Consider the following 22,338-nt stretch of genomic DNA (forward strand, 5'->3'; position numbering starts at 1 on the left):
ATGACTTTTTCTTACATGCACGATTTTTAGGAACCGACAAGATCCTTGTAGGTCACCCAACGGGGGGCGGCCTTGGCTTCCAGGGAGAGAATGGCATCACATCCTGAGAGGGTTCCCAGGCGATGAGCGATCATCAGGACAGTGATGTTGTCGCCCAACTCGGTCAAAGTAGCCATGACCGTCTGCTCGGTCGCATCGTCCAACGCACTCGTCGCTTCATCAAGCACCAAAACATCGGCTTGTTTATACAGCGCACGTGCGAGCCCAATCCGTTGACGCTGCCCACCGGACAGGCGCACACCACGCTCCCCCACTGATGTGTGGTATTTCGCCGGTAGTCCCTCAATGAAGGTGGCAAGTTGCGCCTTGCGAGCCGCATCGCAAACCTGGGCGTGGTCGATTTGCTCAGCTGGCACGCCAAAAGCAATGTTTTCGGCAATCGTTGCGTCGGAAAGGAAGATGGCTTGTGGAACATGCGCAATGCGTTGCTGCCAGATGCGACGGTTGGTCGGTTTGAGTATCTGGCCTTCAATCAGTATTTCGCCTTCGGTCGCATCCAGCAAGCCCATGATGAGATCGACCAGGGTGCTCTTGCCGCTACCGGTTTGACCAACAATGCCAATGCGAGCGCCCCGGGGAATTGAGAAGCTGATTTGATCCAGGATGGGTGGACTTTCTGGCTGGTAGCGAAAAGAGACTTGTTTGAACGCGAGAAGCGGCTGCGTTAAGGCGGTCCCAGAATGCTGTGGCTGACCCAAATGAATGGGGCGAGCGTGATCATCGTTTGCCATGGGCATCGGGCGCTCAAGCAGCGCAAGCACATCGTGAAGTTGATGCCGGTTGCCATTAACAGATGACCAGGCCGCATACACCTGCTGCATTTGTGGGAGCAGTCGCTGTGCACCGATTGCAAGTGCGCCCAGCACAGGGATGGCGCCTGTCATGCCCCCGTCCTGAGCGCTTAGCCAAAAGGCGAGGCCTACGATCATGACCATGCCTGCAGACTCGATGACATAACGCGGAGCGGCTGCGATGAAGCTGTTTGTGGCCTGCGCACGCCGCATCCGGTGGTCTAGGAATGCAAACCTGCTGTGATAGAGCGGTTGTGACCCGTCGAGCAGGACATCTCGGATCCCCCCAAGACCTTCCTGCACGGCCTGCATGCGACCAGTCTCGTATTGGGCGATGAGCCGACTGTTTTGGTCCAGTCGCTTTCGGCTGAACCAACTCATCAGGCCGTACAGGATGGTGAACCCGGTGCCGGCCAAGAGGGCGGTGTTGAAATCAATGAAGAACAGCATGGTGAGGATAGACAAGGTCATGACCAACGCCACCACGGCCTGAATGGCTTGAACAAGGATACCGTTGGTGACCGCATTCACCTTCTGGATGCCAGCCAGGATTTGACTGGTGTTCTGGCTGACGTGCCAGGCATAGGGTTGGTAGAGGGTGCGACGATAGACCTCGCCACCCAAATCAGCGCCCAAACCGAATGTGAATCGATATATTGCCCACATGAGTAGGATCCTGATCGCAGCAGCTCCCACTGCAATCAGGCAAAACAGAATCCCGGCTGCGACGAGCAGCTTGTCCGATTCAATCCCGAAAACGTTAAGCGCGCGCCCAACAATCGGATATTGATCGGCGAGCCCGGGGTTGGCCAGAAGGCCGAGGAAGGGCACAACGGCGCCGAGGGTGGCCATTTCCGCAGCCGCGCCGACGAGCATCAGCAGGCACAACGCGATCATCTGTAAGCGCCGACGCGGCGATACCTGCCGCATAAGGCGCTTGAAATCGTTGGAAAAGCTCATTTGCTAGTGGCTTGCTACGTGTCGTAAACAACCAGACGGTTCAGGCAGCATCATTGGTTGATGTACCAAGGCATTGAGGTTTGAATGCCGAAGAAGATGTCGTGCGTCGGGGCGTAGCCGAGCAGGCTTTGCGCTTTGCCAATGTTGGCCTGGGAGTGGCGCACATCGCCAGCGCGGAAGTCGCGGTAAACCGGGGCCTTGTCGTAGGCGACGGCGTTCTGCCCAAGCGCTTGGCGCAGTGCGCTGACAAGCTGGTTGAGCGTGGTGCGGTCGCCCACGGCCACGTTGTAGACCTGGTTGCGTGCGCGGTCTTCCGCCACGGTGGCGGCCAGCAGGTTGGCCTGCACGGCATTGGCCACAAAGCAGAAGTCGCGGCTGGTTTCGCCATCGCCATTGATGAAGATGTCGTCGCCCTGGATCATGGCGGCGGTCCACTTCGGAATCACAGCCGCATAAGCACCATCCGGGTCTTGTCGCGGGCCGAAAACATTGAAGTAGCGCAGCCCAATGGCGTTAAAACCATAACAACGCGCAAACACGTCGGCATACAGCTCGTTCACATACTTGGTCACCGCGTAGGGGCTCAGCGGTTTGCCAATGTTCTCTTCCACCTTGGGCAGCGCGGGGTGGTCGCCATAGGTTGAGCTGCTGGCGGCGTAGGTAAAGCTGCGCACCTTGGCATCGCGCGCCGCCACCAGCATGTTCAAAAAGCCGCTGATGTTGGTAGCGTTGGTGGTGATCGGGTCGGCCAGGCTGCGCGGCACGCTGCCCAGTGCGGCCTGGTGCAGCACGTGGTCTATGCCTTCGCAGGCTTGCTGGCAGTCTGCCAGTTCGCGAATGTCGCCCTTGATGAAACGAAAGCGTGCCCATTGGTCAGGCGTCACCAGGCTTTGCACTTCGTCCAGGTTGCGCTGGTGGCCGGTGGCAAAGTTGTCCAGGCCCACCACGCGTTGGTCCAGCTTCAGCAGGGTTTCAAGCAGGTTGCTGCCAATGAAGCCGGCCACGCCGGTCACCAGCCAGGTCTTGGGGGCCAGGGGCAGGGCCTGGCAAAGTTGTTCGTAACGGGTCATGTCAAGGTCTTCACAGGCGGCCGTCGGCGGCGCCCAAGGGCAAAATGCTTTTCACATCAAACACCACAGCGTTGGGCACGCCCAAGGCTTTCAGCCCAGCTTCACCCAGCTCCATGAACTGCTGATGTCCCACGGCCAGGATCACGGCGGCGTACTGGCCAGGCTGGGGGGCCTCGGTCAGGCATTGCAGGCCGTATTCGTGCTGGGCCTCGGCTACGTCAATCCAGGGGTCGAAAATGTCCACCTGGGTGTTGTAGCCCTGCAGGGCTTTCACAATGTCCACCACCTTGGTGTTGCGCACATCGGGGCAGTTTTCTTTGAAGGTCAGGCCCAGCACCAGCACCTTGCTGCCCAGCACGGGCAGGCCCTTGCGCAACATCAGCTTCACGGTTTCGTCGGCCACGTGGGCGGCCATGCTGTCGTTGATGCGCCGGCCTGCCAAAATCACCTCGGGGTGGTAGCCCACCTCTTGTGCCTTGTGCGTCAGGTAGTACGGGTCCACGCCAATGCAGTGCCCACCCACCAAACCGGGGCGGAAGGGCAAGAAGTTCCACTTGGTGCCAGCGGCTTGCAGCACCTCCAGGGTGTCAATGCCCAGTTTGTGAAAAATCAGGCTCAGCTCGTTCATCAGCGCAATGTTCACGTCGCGCTGGGTGTTTTCGATCACCTTGGCGGCCTCGGCCACCTTGATGCTGCTGGCTTTGTGCGTGCCTGCGGTGATGATCTGGCCGTACAGTGCGTCCACAGCGTCGGCCACCTCGGGGGTGCTGCCGCTGGTCACCTTCTTGATGGTGGGCAGGCGGTGCTCTTTGTCACCGGGGTTGATGCGCTCGGGGCTGTAGCCGCAGAAAAAGTCGACGTTGAAGGTCAGGCCGCTGAACTTTTCCAGCACGGGCACGCACACCTCTTCGGTGGCACCGGGGTACACGGTGGACTCGTAGATCACGACATCACCGGCCTTGAGCACCTTGCCCACGGTCTGGCTGGCTTTGACCAGCGGGGTCATGTCAGGGCGGTTGGCCTGGTCCACCGGGGTGGGCACGGTGACGATGTACACCTGAGCCTGGCGCAGCTCTTCGGCCTGGCAGCTGTAGCGCAGGTGCGTGGCTTGGCGCAGCTCTTCAGCACTGCATTCCAGGGTGTGGTCCTGCCCGGCTTGCAGCTCTGCAATGCGTGCAGGGTTGATGTCAAAGCCAATGACCGGGCGTTGCTTGCCAAACTCGACAGCCAAGGGCAGGCCCACATAGCCCAGGCCAATGACGGCCACAGTGCAATCTTGCAAGTTCATGATTACTGCTTATCAGAGGTGTAGTTGTAGGCGCGATAGCGGTAGCGGCTGTATTTGTTGCCGTATCGACGTTTGTCAACATTGATGCCGTTGAAGATCACGCCTTGGACCGTAACTCCGACCTGTTTCAGTCGTTTGGTTGTTTCTTCCACCTCGCCCAGCGTGGACACGTCTTCCCGTGCCACTAGGAAAACAGTGCCCACTTGCGGTGCCAGCACCGCGGTGTCGGCCACTGCAAGCACGGGCGGGGTGTCGATCAGCACAATGTCGTAAGCCGATGCAATGTCTTTCAAAAGCTGGCTTGTGTGAGGAGACATTAACAATTCAGCCGGGTTTGGGGGTACCGAACCAGTTGTCACAAAATCCAGCCCCGGTGCAAGGTTTTTATGCACGACCTTGTCCAAGGTTTGGGTGCCTGCGATCAATTCGCTCAGACCCATACCGCGTTCAATCCCAAAAAATTGGTGAATGTGGCCTTTGCGCATGTCCGCATCGACGAGCAGCACACGTTTATCAGAGGCTGCCAGCACGGCAGCAAAGTTGGCGCTGGTAAACGATTTGCCGATACCGGGGGTTGCTCCGGTGATCAGCACAATACGGTTGGGCGCATCGAGCATAGCGAACTGCAGTGCGGTGCGCAGGCTGCGCAGGCTCTCGACCGCAGGCTCGTCAGGGTGTGTCAGGGACAGCAGGTGGGTGCCGGGCTGCTCGGCCTTGACGGTCTGCGCCAGTTTGGCCTGAATGGCACTGTGCGGCACGGTGGCAAAGACATGAAGGCCGAGGTGTTGTTCAAGTTCTGACGGGTCGGTGATGCCTGCGCGTATGGAATGGCGCAGGAAGGCCAGTGCAAAGCCCGCGACCATGCCCCCCAGCAGGCCGATGGTCAGTACCTTGCCTTGATGAGGGCGGATGGGCCATTCAGGCACGGAAGCCACATCGATGATACGCACGTTGCCCACCTTGCCTTCCTTGACCAAGCGCATTTGCTGGTAGCTGTTGAGCAGGGTGTTGTATAACTGGTTGCTCACCTTCACATCGCGCGTGAGGTTCAACAGGTCTTGCTCCAGAGCCGGCAGGGTTTTGACCGTGCCTTCCATGGATGTGACCTGGGAGTTAAGGTCGCTGATCTGAGTATCCAGCGCTAGCATGACAGGGTGTTCGTTGGTGTAGCGTGCGCTCAGCTCTTTACGTTGTTGCTGCAAGGTCAGCAACTTTATGCGCAGCCCGGAGATCTCCGACAGCATGGCGCCGGCTTCGGCCCCAAGGTCAAACGTGCCTTGCTTCATGCGGAACTGGTTGAAACGGTTCTCGGCCGCATCCACGTCTTTCCGCACCAGGGGCAGTTGCTTTTCTAGGAACGCAAGTGTCCGCTCTGCCTCCGCCGATTTGCGGTCGTTGTTTTGCTGAACGTACAGGGTGCTAAGGCGGTTGAGGATGCGGGCGGCGCGCTCAGGGTCGCTGTCCTCAAGGGTGATCTGGATCAACCCAGACCCGCGCCCCTTCTCTGTGATGTCCAGACGACTTTGTAAAGAGCGCGTGCTGGCCAGTTTGGAAGTGCGGCGAACGGTGAACTCGGCACCGGGCAGACCGGTTGCCGCCGAAATCAGGATTTCGCCTTTTTGCCCTTGGAAGGCGAAGGGCGCAGGCATCCCCACGTGGCCCTCGACCAGTGTCTGACCTTGAGCTGTGAGCAGGCTGTAACCACTGTCTTGCAGGCGTACAGTCAGATCATGACCCCGAAACAGGGCAGGCAGCTCGAGCTTGTCGATGGTCAAGGCCTCGTTGCCGTGAACATAGCCCCTTGCACCCAGTAAGCCCGGTTGAGAGGGTGCGGTGGCACCGCGTGCCAGCCATTCACCCAACACGGGGAGGTACTTTGGAAGCGCTTGTACGTCTAGCTTTAACTGCTCAACGGTACGGCCCACCACCAGGCGCGAACGCAGGATCTCGATCTCGGCACTGGTGGATGACTTCATGCTGAAGTCGCCTCCAGAGTCACCCAGAACAGCACCCATGCCTCCCCCTTGACCACTCTCGACCTGAATGACGGTATCGGCCTGGTAAATGGGTGTGGAAAGCTTGGTGTAGGCCCCAGCTAGCAGCAACCCGATGACTGTGGCTCCACCGATGAGCCAGCGTTGGTCAAGAGCAGTATTGAGCAGTGCCACGAGGCTAATGCCCTCGTCATCATCGCGATGGGGGGGCTGCGCGGCGGGCAGTGGCGTGGGAGATGCGGTCATGAATGGGGAGGGTTCAGCTCAATTGTTGGATGCGTGGCACCCAGTCAGATACACCTCGAGCGATGGCTGCGTAGGCCTCGTCGAAGGCTGATCGGGGTAGGCGATAAGGATCGGCGACGTCGAATTGGCCGAGATGGCCGATGCGGTAAACCTTGCCGCGCACAGCTGGCAGCTGCCTTTCCAGTTCGGATTTATGGCCTTGCTCCATAACCAGAATGAGGTCGCTTTGCTGGCAAAGCCAGCTGCTTACCTGCTGGGCGCGATGGGCACTAAGGTCAAGGCCATGTTCGGCCGCCACGGCTTGCGCTAACGCATCGGCCGGTTGGCCTATGAGTGCCCCTAGACCTGCCGACACCACGGTGTGGGCAGGCAACTCACGCGCGAGCAAGGCTTCGGCAATGGGGCTACGGCAGATGTTGCCCACACAAAGGGTTAGGATCCGCATCGTCAGTTGACAATGTTGCGGGTGGTCGTGATGACCTGGCTGCTGGGCAGCAACAGGCTGATGACACGGTTCCAGCGCACCAGCGGGACAGGGTCGACGTAGACGACATCACGCGCACGCAGCTCGAACCCCTCGGCCAGGGCATAGGCTGCGGGGGTGCTGCCGTTGAGGTGGTAGAGCCGTGGCTGTTCGCCAGCATCGCTGCGCAAGACGTAGATTTGCTTGGGGTCGGCAGAGGCGGGGTTGATGCCGCCGCTTTCGCCCAGGGCTTCGTTCAGGTTGAGGCGGCCGTAGCGCAAGGGTGTTGCAGTGGGGCGCAGCACTTCGCCCATCACGAAGACCTTGGCATCTTCGGTGCTGTGGACGCGGACCATGTCACCCGAGGTCAGCATGATGCGGTTGGGGTTGACGCCTTCTGCAGTCAGTTGTGGCAGGTTGACGCGGGTGGTGACGCCGTTGCGTGTGATGGCAATGGCCGAGCGGTCGGCCTTGGCATTCAAGCCACCGGCGCGCGCCAAGGCCTCGGGCAGGGTCATGGGAATGTCGTTGATGACCTGCAGGCCCGGGGTGCTCACTTCGCCGTCGATGTAGATGCGGTTGGCGCGGTAAGACTGAATCTTGACGGTGATGTCAGGGTTTTTGATGTATTTGGCCAGTTGCTTGGCGAGGCTTTGGCGAGCCTGTGTTTCGGTTAGCCCTGCGACCTTGATTTGACCAATGAAGGGGTACTGAATGAAGCCTTCGCTGTTGACCACGTAGCCGCTGGTGTCAGTGCCGGCGGTGGGGGTGGGGTTCAGGTCAGGGTGGCCCCAGACCGTGATGTGCAGCATGTCGCTGGCACCGATCTTGTAGGGGCGCGGGGTGCCGAACAGGTGCATGACCTGTTCCGCACTGTTTTGAGGGTGGGCGTTGCGTTGTTCGCGGATCAGATCAGGGGTGATGCTGATGAGGGTGACGCCTTCGCTTTCAACTTCTTCAGTTGCCGGCTGGGCGGCTTGCTGTGTGCCCGCCATGTAAAAACCAGGCGACATGGCGCAGCCGCTCAAGGCCAGCACCATCAGGCTGGCGAGCAGTGCGGGCCAGCGCTGGAGGGAGAAAACGCGTTGAAGGGCGGTATGTTGCATGAACAGTGTGTGGGGCAATGGGTGGCAGTGCTGTGCGCACCATGGCGAAGTATCTTAAGCCAATGTGAATGCGGAGCGTTTCACGATGTGGCGGCGCTCAGCGCGCGGCCAAGGTAGGGTCAGCGGGTTCGTCTTCTGCCCACAGGGCACGGTGCAAGACCGCATACAGCGCGGTGGTGATCGCAATGGCTACGAGATGCAGCGTTGCATTATTGGGGGTGGTGATGGCGACCAGTTGGCAAAGCGCCACAATGGCCCAGATTTTCACGCTGGTGAGCCCGTGGCTGAACCAGTGGGGCAGGGCGTCGTAAGGCAGTGTGACGTGCAGCCATTTGTAGAGCAGTTGGTGCATGTGCCCCATGTCTGGCAGGCCGCTGGGCACTTTGTGGATGACGTGGCGGCGGAACATGGAGTAACAAGTCTCCAGCACCGGATACAGGCAGCACAGCAGCACCGTCCAGTTCGAGAGGCTGGGGTGACGGGCCACCAGCAGCACGGCGCATTCGGCCAGCCAGAATCCGGCCAGATAGGCACCGCCATCACCCAGGAAAATCTTGCCGAAGGGGTAGTTGAGCAGCATGAAGCCCATCAGCCCGGCAATGCCCCACAGGCAGAGCTTCATCACCATGGTGTCGCCATGTAGCCAGGCCAGCGTGGCCAATCCACCCAACATGATGCAAACGGCGCCACCAGCCAGGCCATTCAGGCCGTCGATGATGTTGACGGAGTGGGTGATGCCGCCCACCACCACAACGGTTAACAAGATGGTCAGCACGGGGGCTTGTTGCAACAGGGCGTCCAGCCCAATCGTGTCCGCATCAGGCATCCGGGCGCCGAGCAGCCAGACGGCGAGCGCCGCGGACACGAACGAGCTGAGTAGGCGGGTGCGCACCGACACGCGTTTGGTGAGGTCTTCCACGAAGCCAGCGAGGAACACGGGCAAGGCGCAGACGAGAAGTGTCAGGGTGGTGGGGTAGCTGTTGCCATGGGTCACGTAGCTGGCCAAGCCTGCCACCATTAAGCCGATGATCAAGCCCAATCCACCGACCCGGGGCACCGCTTTGGTGTGTAGCTTTTGAGCGCCGTCCAGGTCGTGGTCTAGCGAGTGCTTGCCATGCCATCTTTGGGTGAGCACCACCAGCAGGCACGCGGTAAAACTGGCGCCCACGATCAAGAGGAGTCGCTCAAGTAGCAAGGGGTCAGACACGGGCATGGTTTACGGCAGCGCAACAATTGTTCGCTATTCTAGTGCGACGAGCCTCATCCACCTGGTTTTGCAGGTGCTGTCGTGGGTGAATGGGTCTGTCACAAAGCAGTCATGGTGCCGTCATCCGTTCTGTCACAGGTCGTCAGGCAGGTCTTCAGAGCTGGGTTTGGCCTCGACACGGTAAGCTTCGCTGGCCCAGGCGCCCAGGTCGATGGCCTTGCAGCCTTTGCCGCAAAAGGGTCGGTAGGGATTGTCGGTGCGGTAGGGGTGCATGAGACCGCACGAGGGGCAACGCACCGTCAAGGTCTTGGCGGAGGTGTTTGTGTCGACTGCCGAGTCGGCAGTCGTGTGGGAAGCGGGGGACTGTGCCATGTTGTCAGGAGCACAAGGTGAGTTCAAAGCCAGCGTCAGTATCTGAGGCGATTTTCAACTTTCCGTCTGCATCGGGTCGCATCAGGCGAATGGATACCAGCAGGCGATTGGCGCTGATTTCAGGAATCAGCCCCAAGGCGGGATTGATGCGCAGGCGCAGCAACTGGTAGTTGCGGTTTTCTTTGAGGCTTTGCTGATACTGCCCGCAGGGCGCGGCCACCATGTGGGGGTGCCCGGCATCGCGTAGCAAGCCCAGCATGACCTTGAGGGCATCGGCTAGTGGGGTGAGGGTGCCGACCCAGCGCTGGATGTCGGCCTGACGCTTGGCGGCAGGTTCGTGTTGCCAGGCATAGTAGGCGGGCAGGTCGAACTCACAGGTGCCGCCGGGGATGCTCACCCGGCTGCGGATGCTCATGAGCCAGTCGTTGGCAGCCAGCGATTGCCCAGCCTTACCTTGCATCTGGCTAAGCCCGCTGTGCGCGCGCTCGATGCGGGCCAGCACCTCGTCCAGAATCGCTTCTTCGATGGCGGGGTTGCCACGGTAGCCCATGAACTGGGTTTTGTAGCGGTCCAGGTCGCGCAGCACATCACTCTTGAGGTCGGCGCGCGAGGCCACGTCCATCACCTCGAATATGGTCGACAAGGCGTAGTGGTGGTCCACCGGGTCTTCGCGGCCCATCAGCAAGCCCAGGCGATCGAAGAGGTGCTCCAGCCGCAGCATGGTGCGGATGCTTTCACCGAATGGGTATTCGTAGAGGATCAACGCGTCACCTGATGCTGTTCTTTCACGATGGGGCCTGATTGTTCCACATACCCCAGAGTTTCGTGACCTTTGTACGGAGTTCTTCGAGGCTGAGCCCCTCATTGAGGATGACGTGGTCGGCCAGGGCGAGGCGGGTTTCGCGTTGGGCCTGCTTGGCGAGTACGGCTTCGACTGCCTCGCGAGGCCAGCCCGATCGCACCATGACGCGGGCGATCTGGGTTTCGGGCTCACAGTCGACCACGAGGATGCGGTCGACCTTGTCTTTCCACTTGCGGCCGGACTCGGCGAGCAAGGGGACGTCGTAGATGATGTGTTGGTCTGGCAGGGCCAGGCTGGCGTGCTGATCGGCGTGCAGGCCGATCAAGGGATGCAAGATGGCTTCCAGCCGGGCCAGGGCCGATGGGTCGGTGAAGGCCAGTTCGCGCATGCGGGCGCGGTCCATGGCGCCGCTGGGCTCGATGAAGGCCTCACCAAACTGCTGTGCGATGTGCGGGATGGCCGCGCCACCGGGGGCGGTCAGCGCGCGAGAGATGGCGTCGGTGTCGACCAGGTGGGCGCCCAGCGCCACCAGCATCTGGCTGACCGTGGATTTGCCGCTGCCGATGCCGCCGGTGAGCCCGACGGTGAGGCGCCGAGGCGACTGAGAGGCCATCAGGCCCAACCCAGCCAGCCCAGGACGCGTGCCGAGCCAGCCAGCGCGACCACGAGGCCCGCACCTGCGAGGAAGGGGCCGTAAGGCACGTACACGCCCTCACGCAACTGGCTGCTGAGCTTCATGCCGATGCCGATGACGGCGCCGATGATGGACGAGCCCAGCACGATGGGCAGGATCATTTGCCAGCCCAGCCAGGCGCCGAGGGCGGCGAGCAGCTTGAAGTCACCGTAACCCATGCCTTCTTTGCCGGTGGTGAGCTTGAACAGCCAGTACACCGACCACAGCGACATGTAGCCCGCGACGGCACCCCACAGCGCCTCGTTCAAGGGCAGGTTCCAGCCCAGTCCGGCGATGACCAGGCCGGCCCAGAGCAGGGGCAGGGTGATGCTGTCGGGCAGGATGGTGGTGTCCCAGTCAATGGCCGATGCCGCCACCAGGGCCGCCACAAAGCCGCACCACAGCAGCGTGGTGGGCTGGTTGCCAAAGCGCCAGGCGCAGGCCGCAAACAGGGCGGCGGTGGCCAGTTCGATGAAGGGGTAGCGCAGCGAAATGCGCGTGCCGCAGGAAGAGCATTTGCCGCGCAATGCCAGCCAGCTGATCACGGGGATGTTTTCATACCAGCGGATGGCATGACCACACGATGGGCAGCGGGAGGCTGGCTTGGAGAGGCTGAGGGCGGGCGCGCCCTCCGAAGCCGGCTCGCCTTTGGCGGCTGACTCGGCATCGGGCAGGCCCAGAACGGACCGGGCCTCGGCCTGCCACTGCTGCTCCATCATTTGGGGCATGCGGTGGATGACCACGTTGAGGAAGCTGCCCACGCACAGGCCCAGGATGCCCAGCCCCCAGGGCGTGAGCACCACATTGGTCAGAAACGACCACAGCAAATCAACATCCATGAGCGATCAAACCACCTGGCCGAGCTTGAAGATGGGCAGGTACATCGACACGACGATGCCGCCGATGATGGTGCCCAGAATCACGATGATGAAAGGCTCCATCAGGCTGGACAGCGCCTTGACGGCTTCGTCCACTTCTTCTTCGTAAAAGTCGGCGGCCTTGCCCAGCATGTGGTCGAGCGAACCCGATTCTTCACCGATGGAGCTCATCTGCATGACCATCACGGGGAACAGGTTGACGTTCTGCATCGCCGTGGTGAGGCTGGTGCCGGTAGAAACGTCTTTCTGGATCTGTTCCGTGGCTTCGGCAAACACGGCGTTGCCGGAGGCGCCGCCCACCGAGTCGAGGGCTTCGACCAAGGGCACGCCCGCGGCAAACATGGTGGACAAGGTGCGCGTCCAGCGGGCAACGGCCGATTTGAACATCAGGTCACCGAACACCGGGATCTTGAGCAACAGCCGGTCCATGGCCTTTTGCATGGGCACGGAGCGCTTCCAGCTTTCGAGGAAGAAGTAAATGCCGCCCCCGATGATGCCGAAAATGGCCCACCAGTACGAGACGAAGAACTCGGACATGGCCATCACCATCAAGGTGGGGGCGGGCAGGTCGGCACCAAAGGAGGTGAAGACCTGTTTGAACGCCGGGATCACGAAGATCATGATGACGGCCACCACCACGAAGGCCACAACCAGCACGGCGATGGGGTAGGTGAGCGCCGACTTGATCTTTTGCTTGATGGCGATGGTTTTTTCCTGGTACGTGGCCAGGCGTTCGAGCAGGGTTTCCAAAATACCGGCGGCTTCACCGGCCTCGACGAGGTTGCAGTACAGGGCGTCGAAGTACAGGGGGTGCTTGCGGAACGAGGCCGACAGGCTGGTACCGGTCTCCACGTCTCCGCGGATGTCGGCCAGCAGCTTGGTGACGCGCGGGTTGGTGCTGCCGCGGCCCACGATGTCAAAGGCTTGCAGCAAGGGGACACCAGCCTTCATCATGGTGGCCAACTGGCGCGTGAAGATGGCAATGTCTTTGCCCTTGATGGAGCTGCCGCCCGAGGTGCGACGCTTCTTGACCTTCTGGACCAGGATGCCCTGACGACGCAAGGTGGCTCCGACCACTGCCTCACCACCGGCGCGCATTTCACCCCGGACAATCTTGCCGTTGCGGTCTTTGCCTTCCCATTCGAAGGCGAACTCTTGCGGTTTCTTGGCAGGTGCCGTGGCCATGTGTCAGGACTCCGTGTCGATATCGTGGGTTTTATTCGTTGGTGACCGCAATGACCTCTTCCAGAGAGGTGACACCTGCGCGCACTTTGACCAGACCCGATTCCCGCAAGTCTCGCACGCCTTCTGCCTTGGCTTGCTTGGCAATATCCATAGCTGTGCCTTGCGAGAGAATGATCCGTTGTATTTCCTCACTGATCGGCATGACTTGGTAAATGCCGACACGTCCTTTGTAACCGTTGTTACAAGATGAGCATCCGACGGCCTTGTAGGGTTTCCAGCTGCCGTCGAGTTCGGATTCTTTGTAACCCGCACGCAGCAAGGCTTCACGGGGATAGTCTGCCGGCACTTTGCAGTTTTCGCAAAGTTTGCGCGCCAGACGCTGGGCGGTGATCAAAATGACCGACGAGGCGATGTTGAACGGCGCCACGCCCATGTTCATCAGGCGGGTGAGGGTGCCGGGCGCATCGTTGGTGTGCAGGGTGGACATGACCATGTGGCCAGTCTGGGCGGCCTTGATGGCGATGTCGGCGGTTTCGAGGTCACGGATTTCACCGACCATGATGATGTCGGGATCCTGACGCAGGAAGGCTTTGAGCGCGGTGGAGAAGTTCAGCCCCGCTCGGTCGTTCACGTTGACCTGGTTGATGCCTGGCAGGTTGATTTCAGCCGGGTCCTCGACCGTGGAGATGTTGACGCCCGGTTGATTGAGGATGTTCAGGCAGGTGTAGAGCGAGACGGTCTTACCGGAGCCGGTGGGGCCGGTGACCAGCACCATGCCGTAGGGGCGTCCGATGGCCGCAAGCAGGCGCTCTTTTTCGGCGGGCTCGTAGCCGAGGGCCTCGATCCCGAGCTTGGCGCTGGACGGATCCAGAATACGGATCACGATCTTCTCGCCAAACAGCGTGGGCAGAGTGCTGACCCGGAAGTCAATGGCCTTGTTGCCGAACTTGAGCTTCATGCGGCCGTCTTGGGGCACGCGTTTTTCGGCAATGTCGAGTTTGGAGATGACCTTGATGCGGGACGCCAGCTTTTCCTTGATGGCGATGGGCGGCTGGGTGACTTCGCGCAGTTCGCCGTCGACGCGGAAGCGCACGCGGTAGTTGTATTCGTAGGGCTCGAAGTGGAGGTCGGAGGCGCGGGCGTTGATCGCGTCGATCAGCATCTTCTGGAGGAAGCGCACCACGGGCGCGTCTTCCACCTCGGCGGCCATGTCGGGGGAGTCTTGCTGCGCCGTGCCGGTGTCTTCGGTGACGTCAAACTCGAAGTCGCTGGAGGCGAGTGCGGCCAGTTGCTCTTGTGCGCTGGCCGTGCTGCCTTCGAGCATCTTGAGCAGCTTGTCGTGCTCGACGATGATCCACTCGGGGTTGAGCTGGGTGGCGAACTTGATGCGCTCGACGGCTTCCTGACTGGTGGGGTCGGAGGCAGCGACGAACAGGCGGTTGCCGCGCTTGGACAGCGCCAGGACCTGGTATTGCGACGAGAGCTTGTTGTCGATGATGCCCTTGGGCAGGCGCTGCACATCGATGGCCGAGAGGTCTACCACCGGAACCGACAGGGCCTTGGAGAGGGTTTGGGCCAGCGCACTGGCAGAGAGCTTGCCACTGCTGACCACGGCGTGGACAAAACTGCTCTTTTGTTCCTTGGCGGTTTTGGCCAGAGCGTCGGCTTCCACGCTGTCGAGCTTGCCAGCGTTGACCAGAACACGGGCAACGCCGGTCAGATGTCCGGGGGATTCTGCAAGGAGGGAGTCGGCCATGGATTCAGCGTGAGGCGATAGCGGCGGGGTGCAAAACCAATCTTCCCGTATTCGTGACGGGCTGTAAACCGGGCGAACGCTGGTATTGCGTTGTGATTATGCCGTTTCGCTATTAATGTGCGGCTTGAATCTTGACCATGCCGGCATAGATTCCGCCCTGACTCAGCAAATCAGTATGCGAGCCTTGTTCGACCACCTTACCCTCTGACATCACATAAATTCGGTCAGCATTGCGAATGGTGCTGAGGCGGTGAGCGATCAAAATCAGGGTTTTGCTGCCGCGAAGGTCTTCGATGGAGCGTTGCACGACGGCTTCGGATTCGGAGTCCAGTGCGGAGGTGGCTTCATCGAAAATCCACACCGCGGCGTCTCGGTAGAGCGCGCGTGCAATGGCCAGTCGCTGGCGCTGTCCGCCAGACAGTTTGCTGCCGTTGGTGCCGATGTGGGTGTCCATGCCGTCGGGCAAGGTGGAGACGTGGTTCCAGAGGTTGGCCGCGCGCAGGCACTTTTCAACCTTGTCGCGGTCGAGTCCGCTGGGGCTGGCATAGGCCACATTGGCGGCAATGGAGCCTTCGAACAGGATGATGTCTTGCGAGACCACGGCAAAGTGGCGTCGCAAGCTGGCCAGCTTGAGGTCTTCGATCGGAATGCCGTCCAGGGTGATTTCGCCTGCATTCGGGTGAGCGAAGCGAAGCAGGGTACTGACCACCGTGCTTTTGCCCGCACCCGACGAGCCAACCAGTGCGATGGTTTCGCCCGCGCTGATTTGCAGGTTCAGGTCGTTCAATGCCGGGGTGGCGGCACCTTCGTACTGGAGTCCGACGTGTTTGAAGGCGATGTCACCTTGGCAGCTGGGCAGGATTTGGGTGCCGTTGTCGGGCTCGACCGGCGCGTTGATGAGTTCGAACGCGCCGTTCATGGTGATGAGGGCGCCGCTGATGGGTGTGGCGATGTCGGTGAGGTGGCGCATGGGCGAGATCGTCATCAGCAAGGCGGTGATGAAGGAGACGAACTCGCCGACGGTGGCCGAGCCCTGGCTGGCTTGCCAGATGGCCAGGGTGAGGATGATGGACACGCCAATGGCGGCCACGACCTGTGTCACCGGGGTGACCAGGGCACTGGCCACCACCTGCTTCATCGCCATGCGACGATGGTGCACGGCGGCTTCTTCAAAGCGCTGCAATTCGAAGTCCACCGCATCAAAGGTGCGCACCACCCGCCAAGCGCGTGCGTTGTCATCGACGGTGGTGACGAGTGTCATCTGGGCTTGATAGGCAGCTTCACCCACTTTGGTGAGTCGCTTGCGGATGGCTTTCACGCTCATGCCCAGGAGGGGCATGGAAATGAAGGCCAACAGAGTCAGCTGGGGGTTGAGGTAGAGCAGGTAGCCGACCAGGAAGAGCAGGGTGGTGGCATCTCGGATCACAGAGATGACCGAGTTGCTGAGCGCGCCCGATGCTGCTTGGGGATCGTTGATCACCTTAGCGACGGCGACACCCGGGCTGATGGTGGTGAAGAGCTTGGCATCGGCGCGCAGCAGGGCGCGCATCAGGTCACGGCGCAGGTTGAGAACCATCATGGATGAGCCGTGGTTCATCACATAGGTGCCCGCGAAATTGAAGAGGCCACGGACGGCGAACAGGCCAATGACGACGATGGGCACGATCCAGAGGGGGTACTTCAGACCCTCTTTGAAACCTGAGTCGATCAGCGCTTTGAACAGGGCGGGAACCAGGGGCTCAACGGCTGAGCTGAGTAAAAAGCACAGCACGCCCACCGCGAAAGTGCGCCATTGGGGGCGCATGTAGGCGAGGAGCTTGCTGAGGGTGGCTTTGTAGTCCATGAATTCAGAGAGGCTGAAGCGTGCGCATGGCTTGCATCACGGCTTCGAGGGAGGGAACCTGACCTTTGCCGCCCAGGCTGATGACCTGCCCCGGGCCGGTCACGCCGGCAAGACCAGGCTCATGATCACAGTAAATGCCGAGGGTGGGGCGACCGTGTGCGGCGGCCAGGTGGGTCATGCCGGTGTCCAGGCCGATCACGAGGCTGGCGTGGGCCAGGGTGTCACCGACTTGGGCCACGGTGAGAAACGGTGGGACGGCGCCGTGGACTGCATGCGCAATCTCTTTGGCGCGCTGCTCTTCCTCGGGGCTGCCCCACATGACAGCAACGTCCAGTCCCTGCTGGCGCAGTTGTTGTCCTATTGCGATCCAGCCTTGTTGGGGCCAGAGCTTTTCCGGGCGGCTGGCGCAGGGGATCAGTGCAGCATACGGACGTGTGCTAGCTGGGCGCCATGCGTCTGCACAAGCCTGCAGGCCAAAATCGGGCGCAGTCTGGGGCAGCGGGTAGCCCAATAACTGCGAGGCCAGTTGTCGGCATCGATCTACGGCATGAAGGTCGCGCGCGACATGCCCCTTGCGGCCATAAAACAGGGAGGCCAGGGGCTCACGGATGCTGTGCCAGTCATAGCCGGCACGTGGCCCTTGGGCAAAGCACGCGAAGGCGGCGCTTTTGAGCAAGCCTTGCAGGTCGATGATCAAGTCGTAGCGGTTATGGCGCATCTCGGCGCGCCAGTTGCGGATCGCTGCTTGTGTCTCGGGGGAGCGAAGGCTTTTGCGCCATTTGCGCCATTGCAAGGTGATGACGCGTTGAACGGCGCGATGCTGTTGGGGCATCGCGGCAAAGCTCTTCTCGACCAACCAGTCAATTTGGATGCCGGGGATGGCGCGCGCCATGTCACTGATGGCAGGCAGCGCATGGACGACATCGCCCATGGAGCTGGTCTTGATGATGAGAACCCGCATCAGCCTTGTTGCTTGGCGCGTTCGGCGACCAGCGCAGGATTGAAGCGCGGGTCGTTGTACATCTTGAACTGACGGTAAACCTTGAAGTAAGCCTTGCCAGCTTGGGTGTCGGCAATGAGCTCGTCGAGGCACTGACCCAGATCAGCGCGTTGTTGCAGCAACTTGTCGAGCTTGACTTGGCTGCTGTCACGGTGAGCCTGATCCACGTCGGTGCGCTGTGTTTGCGCTCGCATGGCGTGGATCTTGAGCGCCATGATGGACATGCGATCGATGATGCTGCCAGCGGTTTCGCTGTTCAGGCGCGCGCCAGCGGGCACTTTGGAGACGGGCGCGTCGGTTTGGGCCGAGGCGGCATCCACCAGACCGAGTTCGGTCAACAGGATTTCGTCCACGCGTTCGGTGGCGTCGTTGCGGGCCTGATTGAACTTGTCGATGGCACGCTTGTTTTGCGCGATCTCTTCGGCGCTGACGGTGGTGCGGCGCGCCAAGTCCTCTTCAGCCCAGAGGGAGCTGTTGAAGAAGTGGTTGGTGTGGATCCAGTGCCAGAGTTGGGCGGTGCGGTCCGTGTCTGAGGTCGCGGCGGGCTGGGCAACGGGTGGGCCGCCGGCAGCGTTCAGTGTGGTGTCGTGTAGGCGACTGACTTGTTCGCCAAGTTGGTGCAGCATGCTCATGGCACGTTCCTTGTTTCAATGTGTGCGCGAGGTGCGATTATCTCTGGGCTTTGTGGTCATCGCCGGAGCAGCACTGAGTCTGTCGCTGACGAGCGCCTGCTCTGAAGCTACTTATTCTGTAGTCCTCTCCGAGCAACCTCTTCACGCAGCAGCCTATTCTTATGCATTTGCATAATCACAAAGGGTTATGTTCAGTCAGTTGGTGTATGAAAATGCGCTGCATATCATGCCTCATGATACCGGTTCCCGGATGTGGTTTGATTTTTCATCAATGTGAAAATGCCGCAGCCATATTTCAAAGCAGGTGTTTGAGCAGGGGTTTTGTCTAGATGTAGATCCCCGTTGTCGTCAACGTAGCTGTAGTCCACAAGTGTGAACGTGTCACCACTCCACGCTAAAATTTCGGTCGGATCGAATACTCGGTGCGCATTGAAGTGGGTGCCTATGGTCTCATTTGACCCAATCGGGAAGCTGATGTAGAGCATGCCGCCTGGTTTTAACATGCGCGTCAAGTTGTCGAATCCTTTTCGGTGTCCTTCGGGGGCGATCGGATCACCGTATCTGCCTAGTCCAAAATGCTCTAAGGCGTGCAGACAGCTAAGCGAATCGCAGTAATCTACCGGCACTTTGTCCTGCGACATCAAATCGCCTTGAATGAATTTGATGCGAGTATGCGCTGTGGGGCTGAGCGGGCGAATATCGAAAACCTCTATGTCTCGAAACGAGGCAACGTGAGCAACGAAGCCATCTATACGACTGCCGACATCGACGTGCTTAATAGGATTGGCGAGGTTAATCTTTGTCGCAACCAGCAGGTCTTGATGGAAGTAGTGCCCGGAGGCGGAGCCAGCCTGATCGGTCAGATCTTGCAGCATCGGTCTGTCTAATATGATGAGTCCACCTGCATCCAGAAAGGCTTCACGGTCCAAGAGGTAGCGCTTGGCCATTTTGAACGTGCGTGTGCGCAGAGGTCTTTGCGCTAGCGTTAGGTGCAAAGCGGCAACACTAAGCATGAGAGACTTTATCGTTTTGATCATTAAGCTACTGCGGGAATTCTGTGCCACGTCGGCGGCACTATGTCTCGGTCGATGAATGTGGGGCTGATGAACCACTGCGCTGGCGCGAACTGAAGGCCTTGCTTTTGGCTCAGCCATGCACCCCACCAGCTGAAACTGCTGTTGGCTACAATGTGATGCTTGCAGAGGCTCATTAGCCAAAGATCTTCTCGATCACTGGATTGTCGTGAATCTACAATTGTGAAATCCTCTATTTCATCCGGGACGTTTGCAGCTAACCAGTCAGGGTCGTCTGAGAATAGAAAAAAATGTGGCTTAATCCGCGCAGCTTTGAGTGCACGAATGGCGTTTTGATAGTAGGTTATGTTGCAGACTCCGTGAAAGGACGCAACCTGAGGATCAGTGACGTAGTCGCCGCGCCTAAAGTGCACGCTGGCGGAATTCGGGTGTCGGTTAACTGCTTGGGCGAGGTTGGCGATATATTCTTTAACGGGTTCGCACAATGTCAACTCGCTAAGCAGTTGCGGTCTGATGTGAGCGAAATATTTTTCCGTTTGCCAGTAGCCGGTCAGACGGCATCCGGGAACTGTCCTGTCTACGATGAACTGATCATAGCAAGATTGGCGTTCTTTCAGAGCCACGCAGCGATCGAGTTCTCGGTGACTTAGGGTGCCTATCTTGGCTTTGATTTCGAAGTCAGTCAACCGTAACTCGCGAGGTGTTTGCCCTTCTTTTATCTGCAAAATGCGAGTATCCAGAACTAGCTCGCAATTATGCCTCAACGCCACTGCTCGGCCAAAAGCGTACTGGAATAACTGATTGCCTAAGCCACCAGCCAAGCTGGATACGACGAGGTGTCTGGGTCTAAAAATGTGACTAAAGCGCATGTTGCTTGGAAGTTGCTCAAGAAATGCGGCTTTTCAAGCGAGACTTGATTAGGCGTCGAATAGATTGCAGTTGTGGATGTCGCTCAAATCTCTGAAGCTCTTTGGCGATTTTCTTGTCCATTGCATTGCTGGTGCCTAATAGATCCTTGATCACAAGGTTGGCATCCATGTGGTTATCTCTGATTGCTGAGGTGAAAATTCTTATAAATAATTCTATGTTGCATTGCGGTGACTGGGAAGCCATGCGCAATGCTTCATAAAAGGTTCGCCCAATCCATATTCTAATTGCTTTTTTTACGGCATTGCTTTGTTCCTCAAAGTGTATTTCCTGAAGAGCGAAATTGGTTGCTCTTGAGATATCTAGGCAATGTCGTGCTGAGCGTTGTCGGCTCAGGCTGTTGGGTGCCGATCGGTATCGAATGATAGGTCTCTGCAAATAATATAGAGTATTGGCGCGTGCAGCGATACGTGGGGTTGTAGGTAAATCGTCTATTGTCAGTTCTGCTGGAAATAGTGGTTTACCTTGAGTGTAAAGCAAGCGATGGCTAATCATTCGACCCCAGAGCGCCCAAGCCCGATCTTGTAATGTGTTGCAAAGAATTTCGTCTTTGTTTTCTATAAGGCTGCCTGCATGATGACTTTTCGGTGTCGACGCGTGAATCGTCTCTCTTTTTTCGTCGGTTGTCCAGTATTGGAAATCAAACTCGAGGATGTCAGGTCGCAGGTGTGGAAGTAGTGCTCTGGCCTCACTTACGGCAGCCGGATCAATTTGATCATCACCATCAAGGAAGAGGACGTAGTCTGCCGATGCTTGGGCTAGCGCTGCATTGCGGCTTGCACAGACGCCGAGGTTTGGCAGTGATGAGATTGATGCTTCAGGGCATAGTCGCCTCGCCCAGCGGAAACAAACACCATAGGTATCATCTGTGCTTCCATCGTCCACGACAATCAGCTGGTCTCCTGTTCGCATGGCTTGATGCACACTGTCAAGCATATCTTCGACGTATCGCGCCATATTGAAAGTTGAAACCAGAAAGGCAATGCGGCAATCGTTCATGCTGATGCGCGCCGCTTAAGTTGACGCTTGATGTTATAGACCCACCTGCGTGACGCGAGGAAAAATTTAGGGAATCGCTGTGCAACCTGTAGATGCTTTGCAGTTTTTCGATCTGTAGCATGGTTGCGGTGTTTTAACGCTGCGACGATCTTCGGAACGGGCAGCGACAGTGTGGCCATACCTTGTTCCAGCACGCGCTCGTAGAGTTTCGTTTTGTCGTCAATAACCAAGCCGCAATCCCGAATCGCCGAGACCATTAAATTAGCTGCGGCCATATTGGCAGCCATTTCTACTTCATCGCTGAGGCCGAGGGAGCGCACTTCGTGTACGGTGGTTGTCATTGCCTTGCTCAGATCTAAGCATTGCTTGGCTTTTTTCGTTTGGGTGATGCTCCCTGGGCGGATACGGTAGTAAAAAAGAACCTCGTTGAGATAATACAGGGACTGGGCGCGCAACGTGAGACGTGGGACAGTTGCAATCTCTTCGTAGGCGTCTCCGGGTGGGAACACATCGGGTGCTAATTGCGCAAGAAGATCTCGCTTGAAGATCCGGCTACACGCTGACAAGCGGTTGTCCAGGAATGTTTGAATGCAGAACGCCTCGCGGTGTGATTGGTACGTGCGTGCAGGGTGGGAGCAGGCTGGGGCACGGTTAAATGGCTGGTGGCGCTCGGGGTGCCACCAACAAAAGTCCATGACAAGGATGTCGGGCGCCTGTGATGCAAGGATACCGCGCGCACGCGTCAGAGCGGCCGTCTGTACAACGTCGTCTGAGTCCATGAAGAGAACGTATGGGCATGTCGACAGTTGCAATCCGTTGTTGCGCGCCACAGATAGTCCCAGATTGTGCTGCTCTAGCAAAGTGATTAGGCGAGGATGGAGTGCAGCCCACTGGCGGCAGAGCGCGCCGGTCTGGTCCGTACTGCCGTCGTTTATCAGGATAAGCTGGTCGCCTACTTGGCTTGCCGTCACAATACTGCTAAGACATTCATCCAAGTAGCTTGCGACGTTGTAGGCAGGGACAACAAATGAAATAGATGGCCGTGCATGCAT

At 59.0% G+C, this 22,338-nt stretch carries 20 protein-coding genes; all 20 read right to left on the reverse strand.

All coding sequences use genetic code 11. From position 1 onward, the window contains the following. Nucleotides 1–26: 26 nt before the first annotated feature. Nucleotides 27–1,811 carry an ABC transporter ATP-binding protein gene (locus WIT60_RS12270; protein WP_339584196.1) on the reverse strand — a complete coding sequence of 595 codons (1,785 nt, stop codon included), beginning with the start codon at nt 1,809–1,811 and terminating at the stop codon, nt 27–29. Between the two features lie 50 nt (nt 1,812–1,861). Beyond that, nucleotides 1,862–2,881 carry an NAD-dependent epimerase/dehydratase family protein gene (locus WIT60_RS12275; protein ID WP_339584197.1) on the reverse strand — a complete coding sequence of 340 codons (1,020 nt, stop codon included), beginning with the start codon at nt 2,879–2,881 and terminating at the stop codon, nt 1,862–1,864. Between the two features lie 10 nt (nt 2,882–2,891). Next, complete coding sequence (gene tviB / locus WIT60_RS12280) at nt 2,892–4,169, reverse strand: Vi polysaccharide biosynthesis UDP-N-acetylglucosamine C-6 dehydrogenase TviB (RefSeq protein WP_339584198.1); 1,278 nt, start codon at nt 4,167–4,169, stop codon at nt 2,892–2,894. A 2-nt stretch (nt 4,170–4,171) separates the two neighbouring features. Further along, nucleotides 4,172–6,409, reverse strand: coding sequence for a polysaccharide biosynthesis tyrosine autokinase (locus WIT60_RS12285; RefSeq protein ID WP_339584199.1), 2,238 nt, complete (start codon nt 6,407–6,409; stop codon nt 4,172–4,174). A gap of 13 nt (nt 6,410–6,422) precedes the next feature. Then, the gene (locus WIT60_RS12290; RefSeq protein WP_339584272.1) at nt 6,423–6,860 is read right to left on the reverse strand and encodes a low molecular weight protein-tyrosine-phosphatase; all 438 of its coding nucleotides are present in this window, start codon (nt 6,858–6,860) and stop codon (nt 6,423–6,425) included. Continuing rightward, entirely contained in the window at nt 6,857–7,978 is a 1,122-nt protein-coding gene (locus tag WIT60_RS12295) for a polysaccharide biosynthesis/export family protein (protein WP_339584200.1), read from the reverse strand. The genes WIT60_RS12290 and WIT60_RS12295 overlap by 4 nt, the downstream gene beginning before the upstream one ends. Before the next feature lie 97 nt (nt 7,979–8,075). Then, nucleotides 8,076–9,191: an MraY family glycosyltransferase gene (locus WIT60_RS12300; protein ID WP_339584201.1), complete on the reverse strand. Its 1,116-nt coding sequence runs from the start codon at nt 9,189–9,191 to the stop codon at nt 8,076–8,078. Between the two features lie 126 nt (nt 9,192–9,317). Beyond that, entirely contained in the window at nt 9,318–9,557 is a 240-nt protein-coding gene (locus WIT60_RS12305; protein ID WP_339584202.1) for a DNA gyrase inhibitor YacG, read from the reverse strand. 4 nt (nt 9,558–9,561) lie between these two features. Then, the gene (zapD, locus tag WIT60_RS12310; protein WP_339584203.1) at nt 9,562–10,320 is read right to left on the reverse strand and encodes a cell division protein ZapD; all 759 of its coding nucleotides are present in this window, start codon (nt 10,318–10,320) and stop codon (nt 9,562–9,564) included. 22 nt (nt 10,321–10,342) lie between these two features. Next, the gene (gene coaE, locus WIT60_RS12315) at nt 10,343–10,972 is read right to left on the reverse strand and encodes a dephospho-CoA kinase (RefSeq protein ID WP_339584204.1); all 630 of its coding nucleotides are present in this window, start codon (nt 10,970–10,972) and stop codon (nt 10,343–10,345) included. After that, nucleotides 10,972–11,871: a prepilin peptidase gene (locus WIT60_RS12320; RefSeq protein WP_339584205.1), complete on the reverse strand. Its 900-nt coding sequence runs from the start codon at nt 11,869–11,871 to the stop codon at nt 10,972–10,974. Before WIT60_RS12320 ends, coaE begins: the two co-directional genes overlap by 1 nt. 6 nt (nt 11,872–11,877) lie before the next feature. Further along, entirely contained in the window at nt 11,878–13,095 is a 1,218-nt protein-coding gene (locus WIT60_RS12325; protein ID WP_339584206.1) for a type II secretion system F family protein, read from the reverse strand. A gap of 31 nt (nt 13,096–13,126) precedes the next feature. Further along, nucleotides 13,127–14,851 carry a type IV-A pilus assembly ATPase PilB gene (gene pilB / locus WIT60_RS12330; protein ID WP_339584207.1) on the reverse strand — a complete coding sequence of 575 codons (1,725 nt, stop codon included), beginning with the start codon at nt 14,849–14,851 and terminating at the stop codon, nt 13,127–13,129. A 112-nt stretch (nt 14,852–14,963) separates the two neighbouring features. After that, nucleotides 14,964–16,694, reverse strand: a complete 1,731-nt coding sequence (locus WIT60_RS12335; protein WP_339584208.1) for an ABC transporter ATP-binding protein — start codon at nt 16,692–16,694, stop codon at nt 14,964–14,966. A 4-nt stretch (nt 16,695–16,698) separates the two neighbouring features. Further along, entirely contained in the window at nt 16,699–17,655 is a 957-nt protein-coding gene (gene waaC / locus WIT60_RS12340; protein WP_339584209.1) for a lipopolysaccharide heptosyltransferase I, read from the reverse strand. Beyond that, nucleotides 17,655–18,326, reverse strand: coding sequence for a DUF4254 domain-containing protein (locus WIT60_RS12345; protein WP_339584210.1), 672 nt, complete (start codon nt 18,324–18,326; stop codon nt 17,655–17,657). The genes waaC and WIT60_RS12345 overlap by 1 nt, the downstream gene beginning before the upstream one ends. Nucleotides 18,327–18,550: 224 nt before the next feature. Then, a complete protein-coding gene (locus WIT60_RS12350) occupies nt 18,551–19,273 on the reverse strand; it encodes a DUF268 domain-containing protein (protein WP_339584211.1) in 723 nt (240 codons plus the stop codon). A gap of 89 nt (nt 19,274–19,362) precedes the next feature. Next, the gene (locus tag WIT60_RS12355) at nt 19,363–20,046 is read right to left on the reverse strand and encodes an alpha-1,2-fucosyltransferase (RefSeq protein ID WP_339584212.1); all 684 of its coding nucleotides are present in this window, start codon (nt 20,044–20,046) and stop codon (nt 19,363–19,365) included. Between the two features lie 199 nt (nt 20,047–20,245). After that, nucleotides 20,246–21,286: a glycosyltransferase family 2 protein gene (locus tag WIT60_RS12360; RefSeq protein WP_339584213.1), complete on the reverse strand. Its 1,041-nt coding sequence runs from the start codon at nt 21,284–21,286 to the stop codon at nt 20,246–20,248. Then, nucleotides 21,283–22,338 carry a glycosyltransferase family 2 protein gene (locus tag WIT60_RS12365; protein WP_339584214.1) on the reverse strand — a complete coding sequence of 352 codons (1,056 nt, stop codon included), beginning with the start codon at nt 22,336–22,338 and terminating at the stop codon, nt 21,283–21,285. Before WIT60_RS12365 ends, WIT60_RS12360 begins: the two co-directional genes overlap by 4 nt.

This window comes from Aquabacterium sp. G14 (assembly GCF_037482285.1).
In the GTDB taxonomy this organism is placed as follows: domain Bacteria; phylum Pseudomonadota; class Gammaproteobacteria; order Burkholderiales; family Burkholderiaceae_C; genus Aquabacterium.

Coding starts and splice junctions, on each gene's coding strand:
- WIT60_RS12270 (WP_339584196.1), bottom strand. CDS start 1,811: ATGAGCTTTTCCAACGATTTCAAGCGCCTTATGCGGCAGGTATCGCCG.
- WIT60_RS12275 (WP_339584197.1), bottom strand. CDS start 2,881: ATGACCCGTTACGAACAACTTTGCCAGGCCCTGCCCCTGGCCCCCAAG.
- tviB (WP_339584198.1), bottom strand. CDS start 4,169: ATGAACTTGCAAGATTGCACTGTGGCCGTCATTGGCCTGGGCTATGTG.
- WIT60_RS12285 (WP_339584199.1), bottom strand. CDS start 6,409: ATGACCGCATCTCCCACGCCACTGCCCGCCGCGCAGCCCCCCCATCGC.
- WIT60_RS12295 (WP_339584200.1), bottom strand. CDS start 7,978: ATGCAACATACCGCCCTTCAACGCGTTTTCTCCCTCCAGCGCTGGCCC.
- WIT60_RS12300 (WP_339584201.1), bottom strand. CDS start 9,191: ATGCCCGTGTCTGACCCCTTGCTACTTGAGCGACTCCTCTTGATCGTG.
- WIT60_RS12305 (WP_339584202.1), bottom strand. CDS start 9,557: ATGGCACAGTCCCCCGCTTCCCACACGACTGCCGACTCGGCAGTCGAC.
- coaE (WP_339584204.1), bottom strand. CDS start 10,972: ATGGCCTCTCAGTCGCCTCGGCGCCTCACCGTCGGGCTCACCGGCGGC.
- WIT60_RS12320 (WP_339584205.1), bottom strand. CDS start 11,871: ATGGATGTTGATTTGCTGTGGTCGTTTCTGACCAATGTGGTGCTCACG.
- WIT60_RS12325 (WP_339584206.1), bottom strand. CDS start 13,095: ATGGCCACGGCACCTGCCAAGAAACCGCAAGAGTTCGCCTTCGAATGG.
- pilB (WP_339584207.1), bottom strand. CDS start 14,851: ATGGCCGACTCCCTCCTTGCAGAATCCCCCGGACATCTGACCGGCGTT.
- WIT60_RS12335 (WP_339584208.1), bottom strand. CDS start 16,694: ATGGACTACAAAGCCACCCTCAGCAAGCTCCTCGCCTACATGCGCCCC.
- waaC (WP_339584209.1), bottom strand. CDS start 17,655: ATGCGGGTTCTCATCATCAAGACCAGCTCCATGGGCGATGTCGTCCAT.
- WIT60_RS12345 (WP_339584210.1), bottom strand. CDS start 18,326: ATGAGCATGCTGCACCAACTTGGCGAACAAGTCAGTCGCCTACACGAC.
- WIT60_RS12350 (WP_339584211.1), bottom strand. CDS start 19,273: ATGGCCAAGCGCTACCTCTTGGACCGTGAAGCCTTTCTGGATGCAGGT.
- WIT60_RS12360 (WP_339584213.1), bottom strand. CDS start 21,286: ATGAACGATTGCCGCATTGCCTTTCTGGTTTCAACTTTCAATATGGCG.
- WIT60_RS12365 (WP_339584214.1), bottom strand. CDS start 22,338: ATGCATGCACGGCCATCTATTTCATTTGTTGTCCCTGCCTACAACGTC.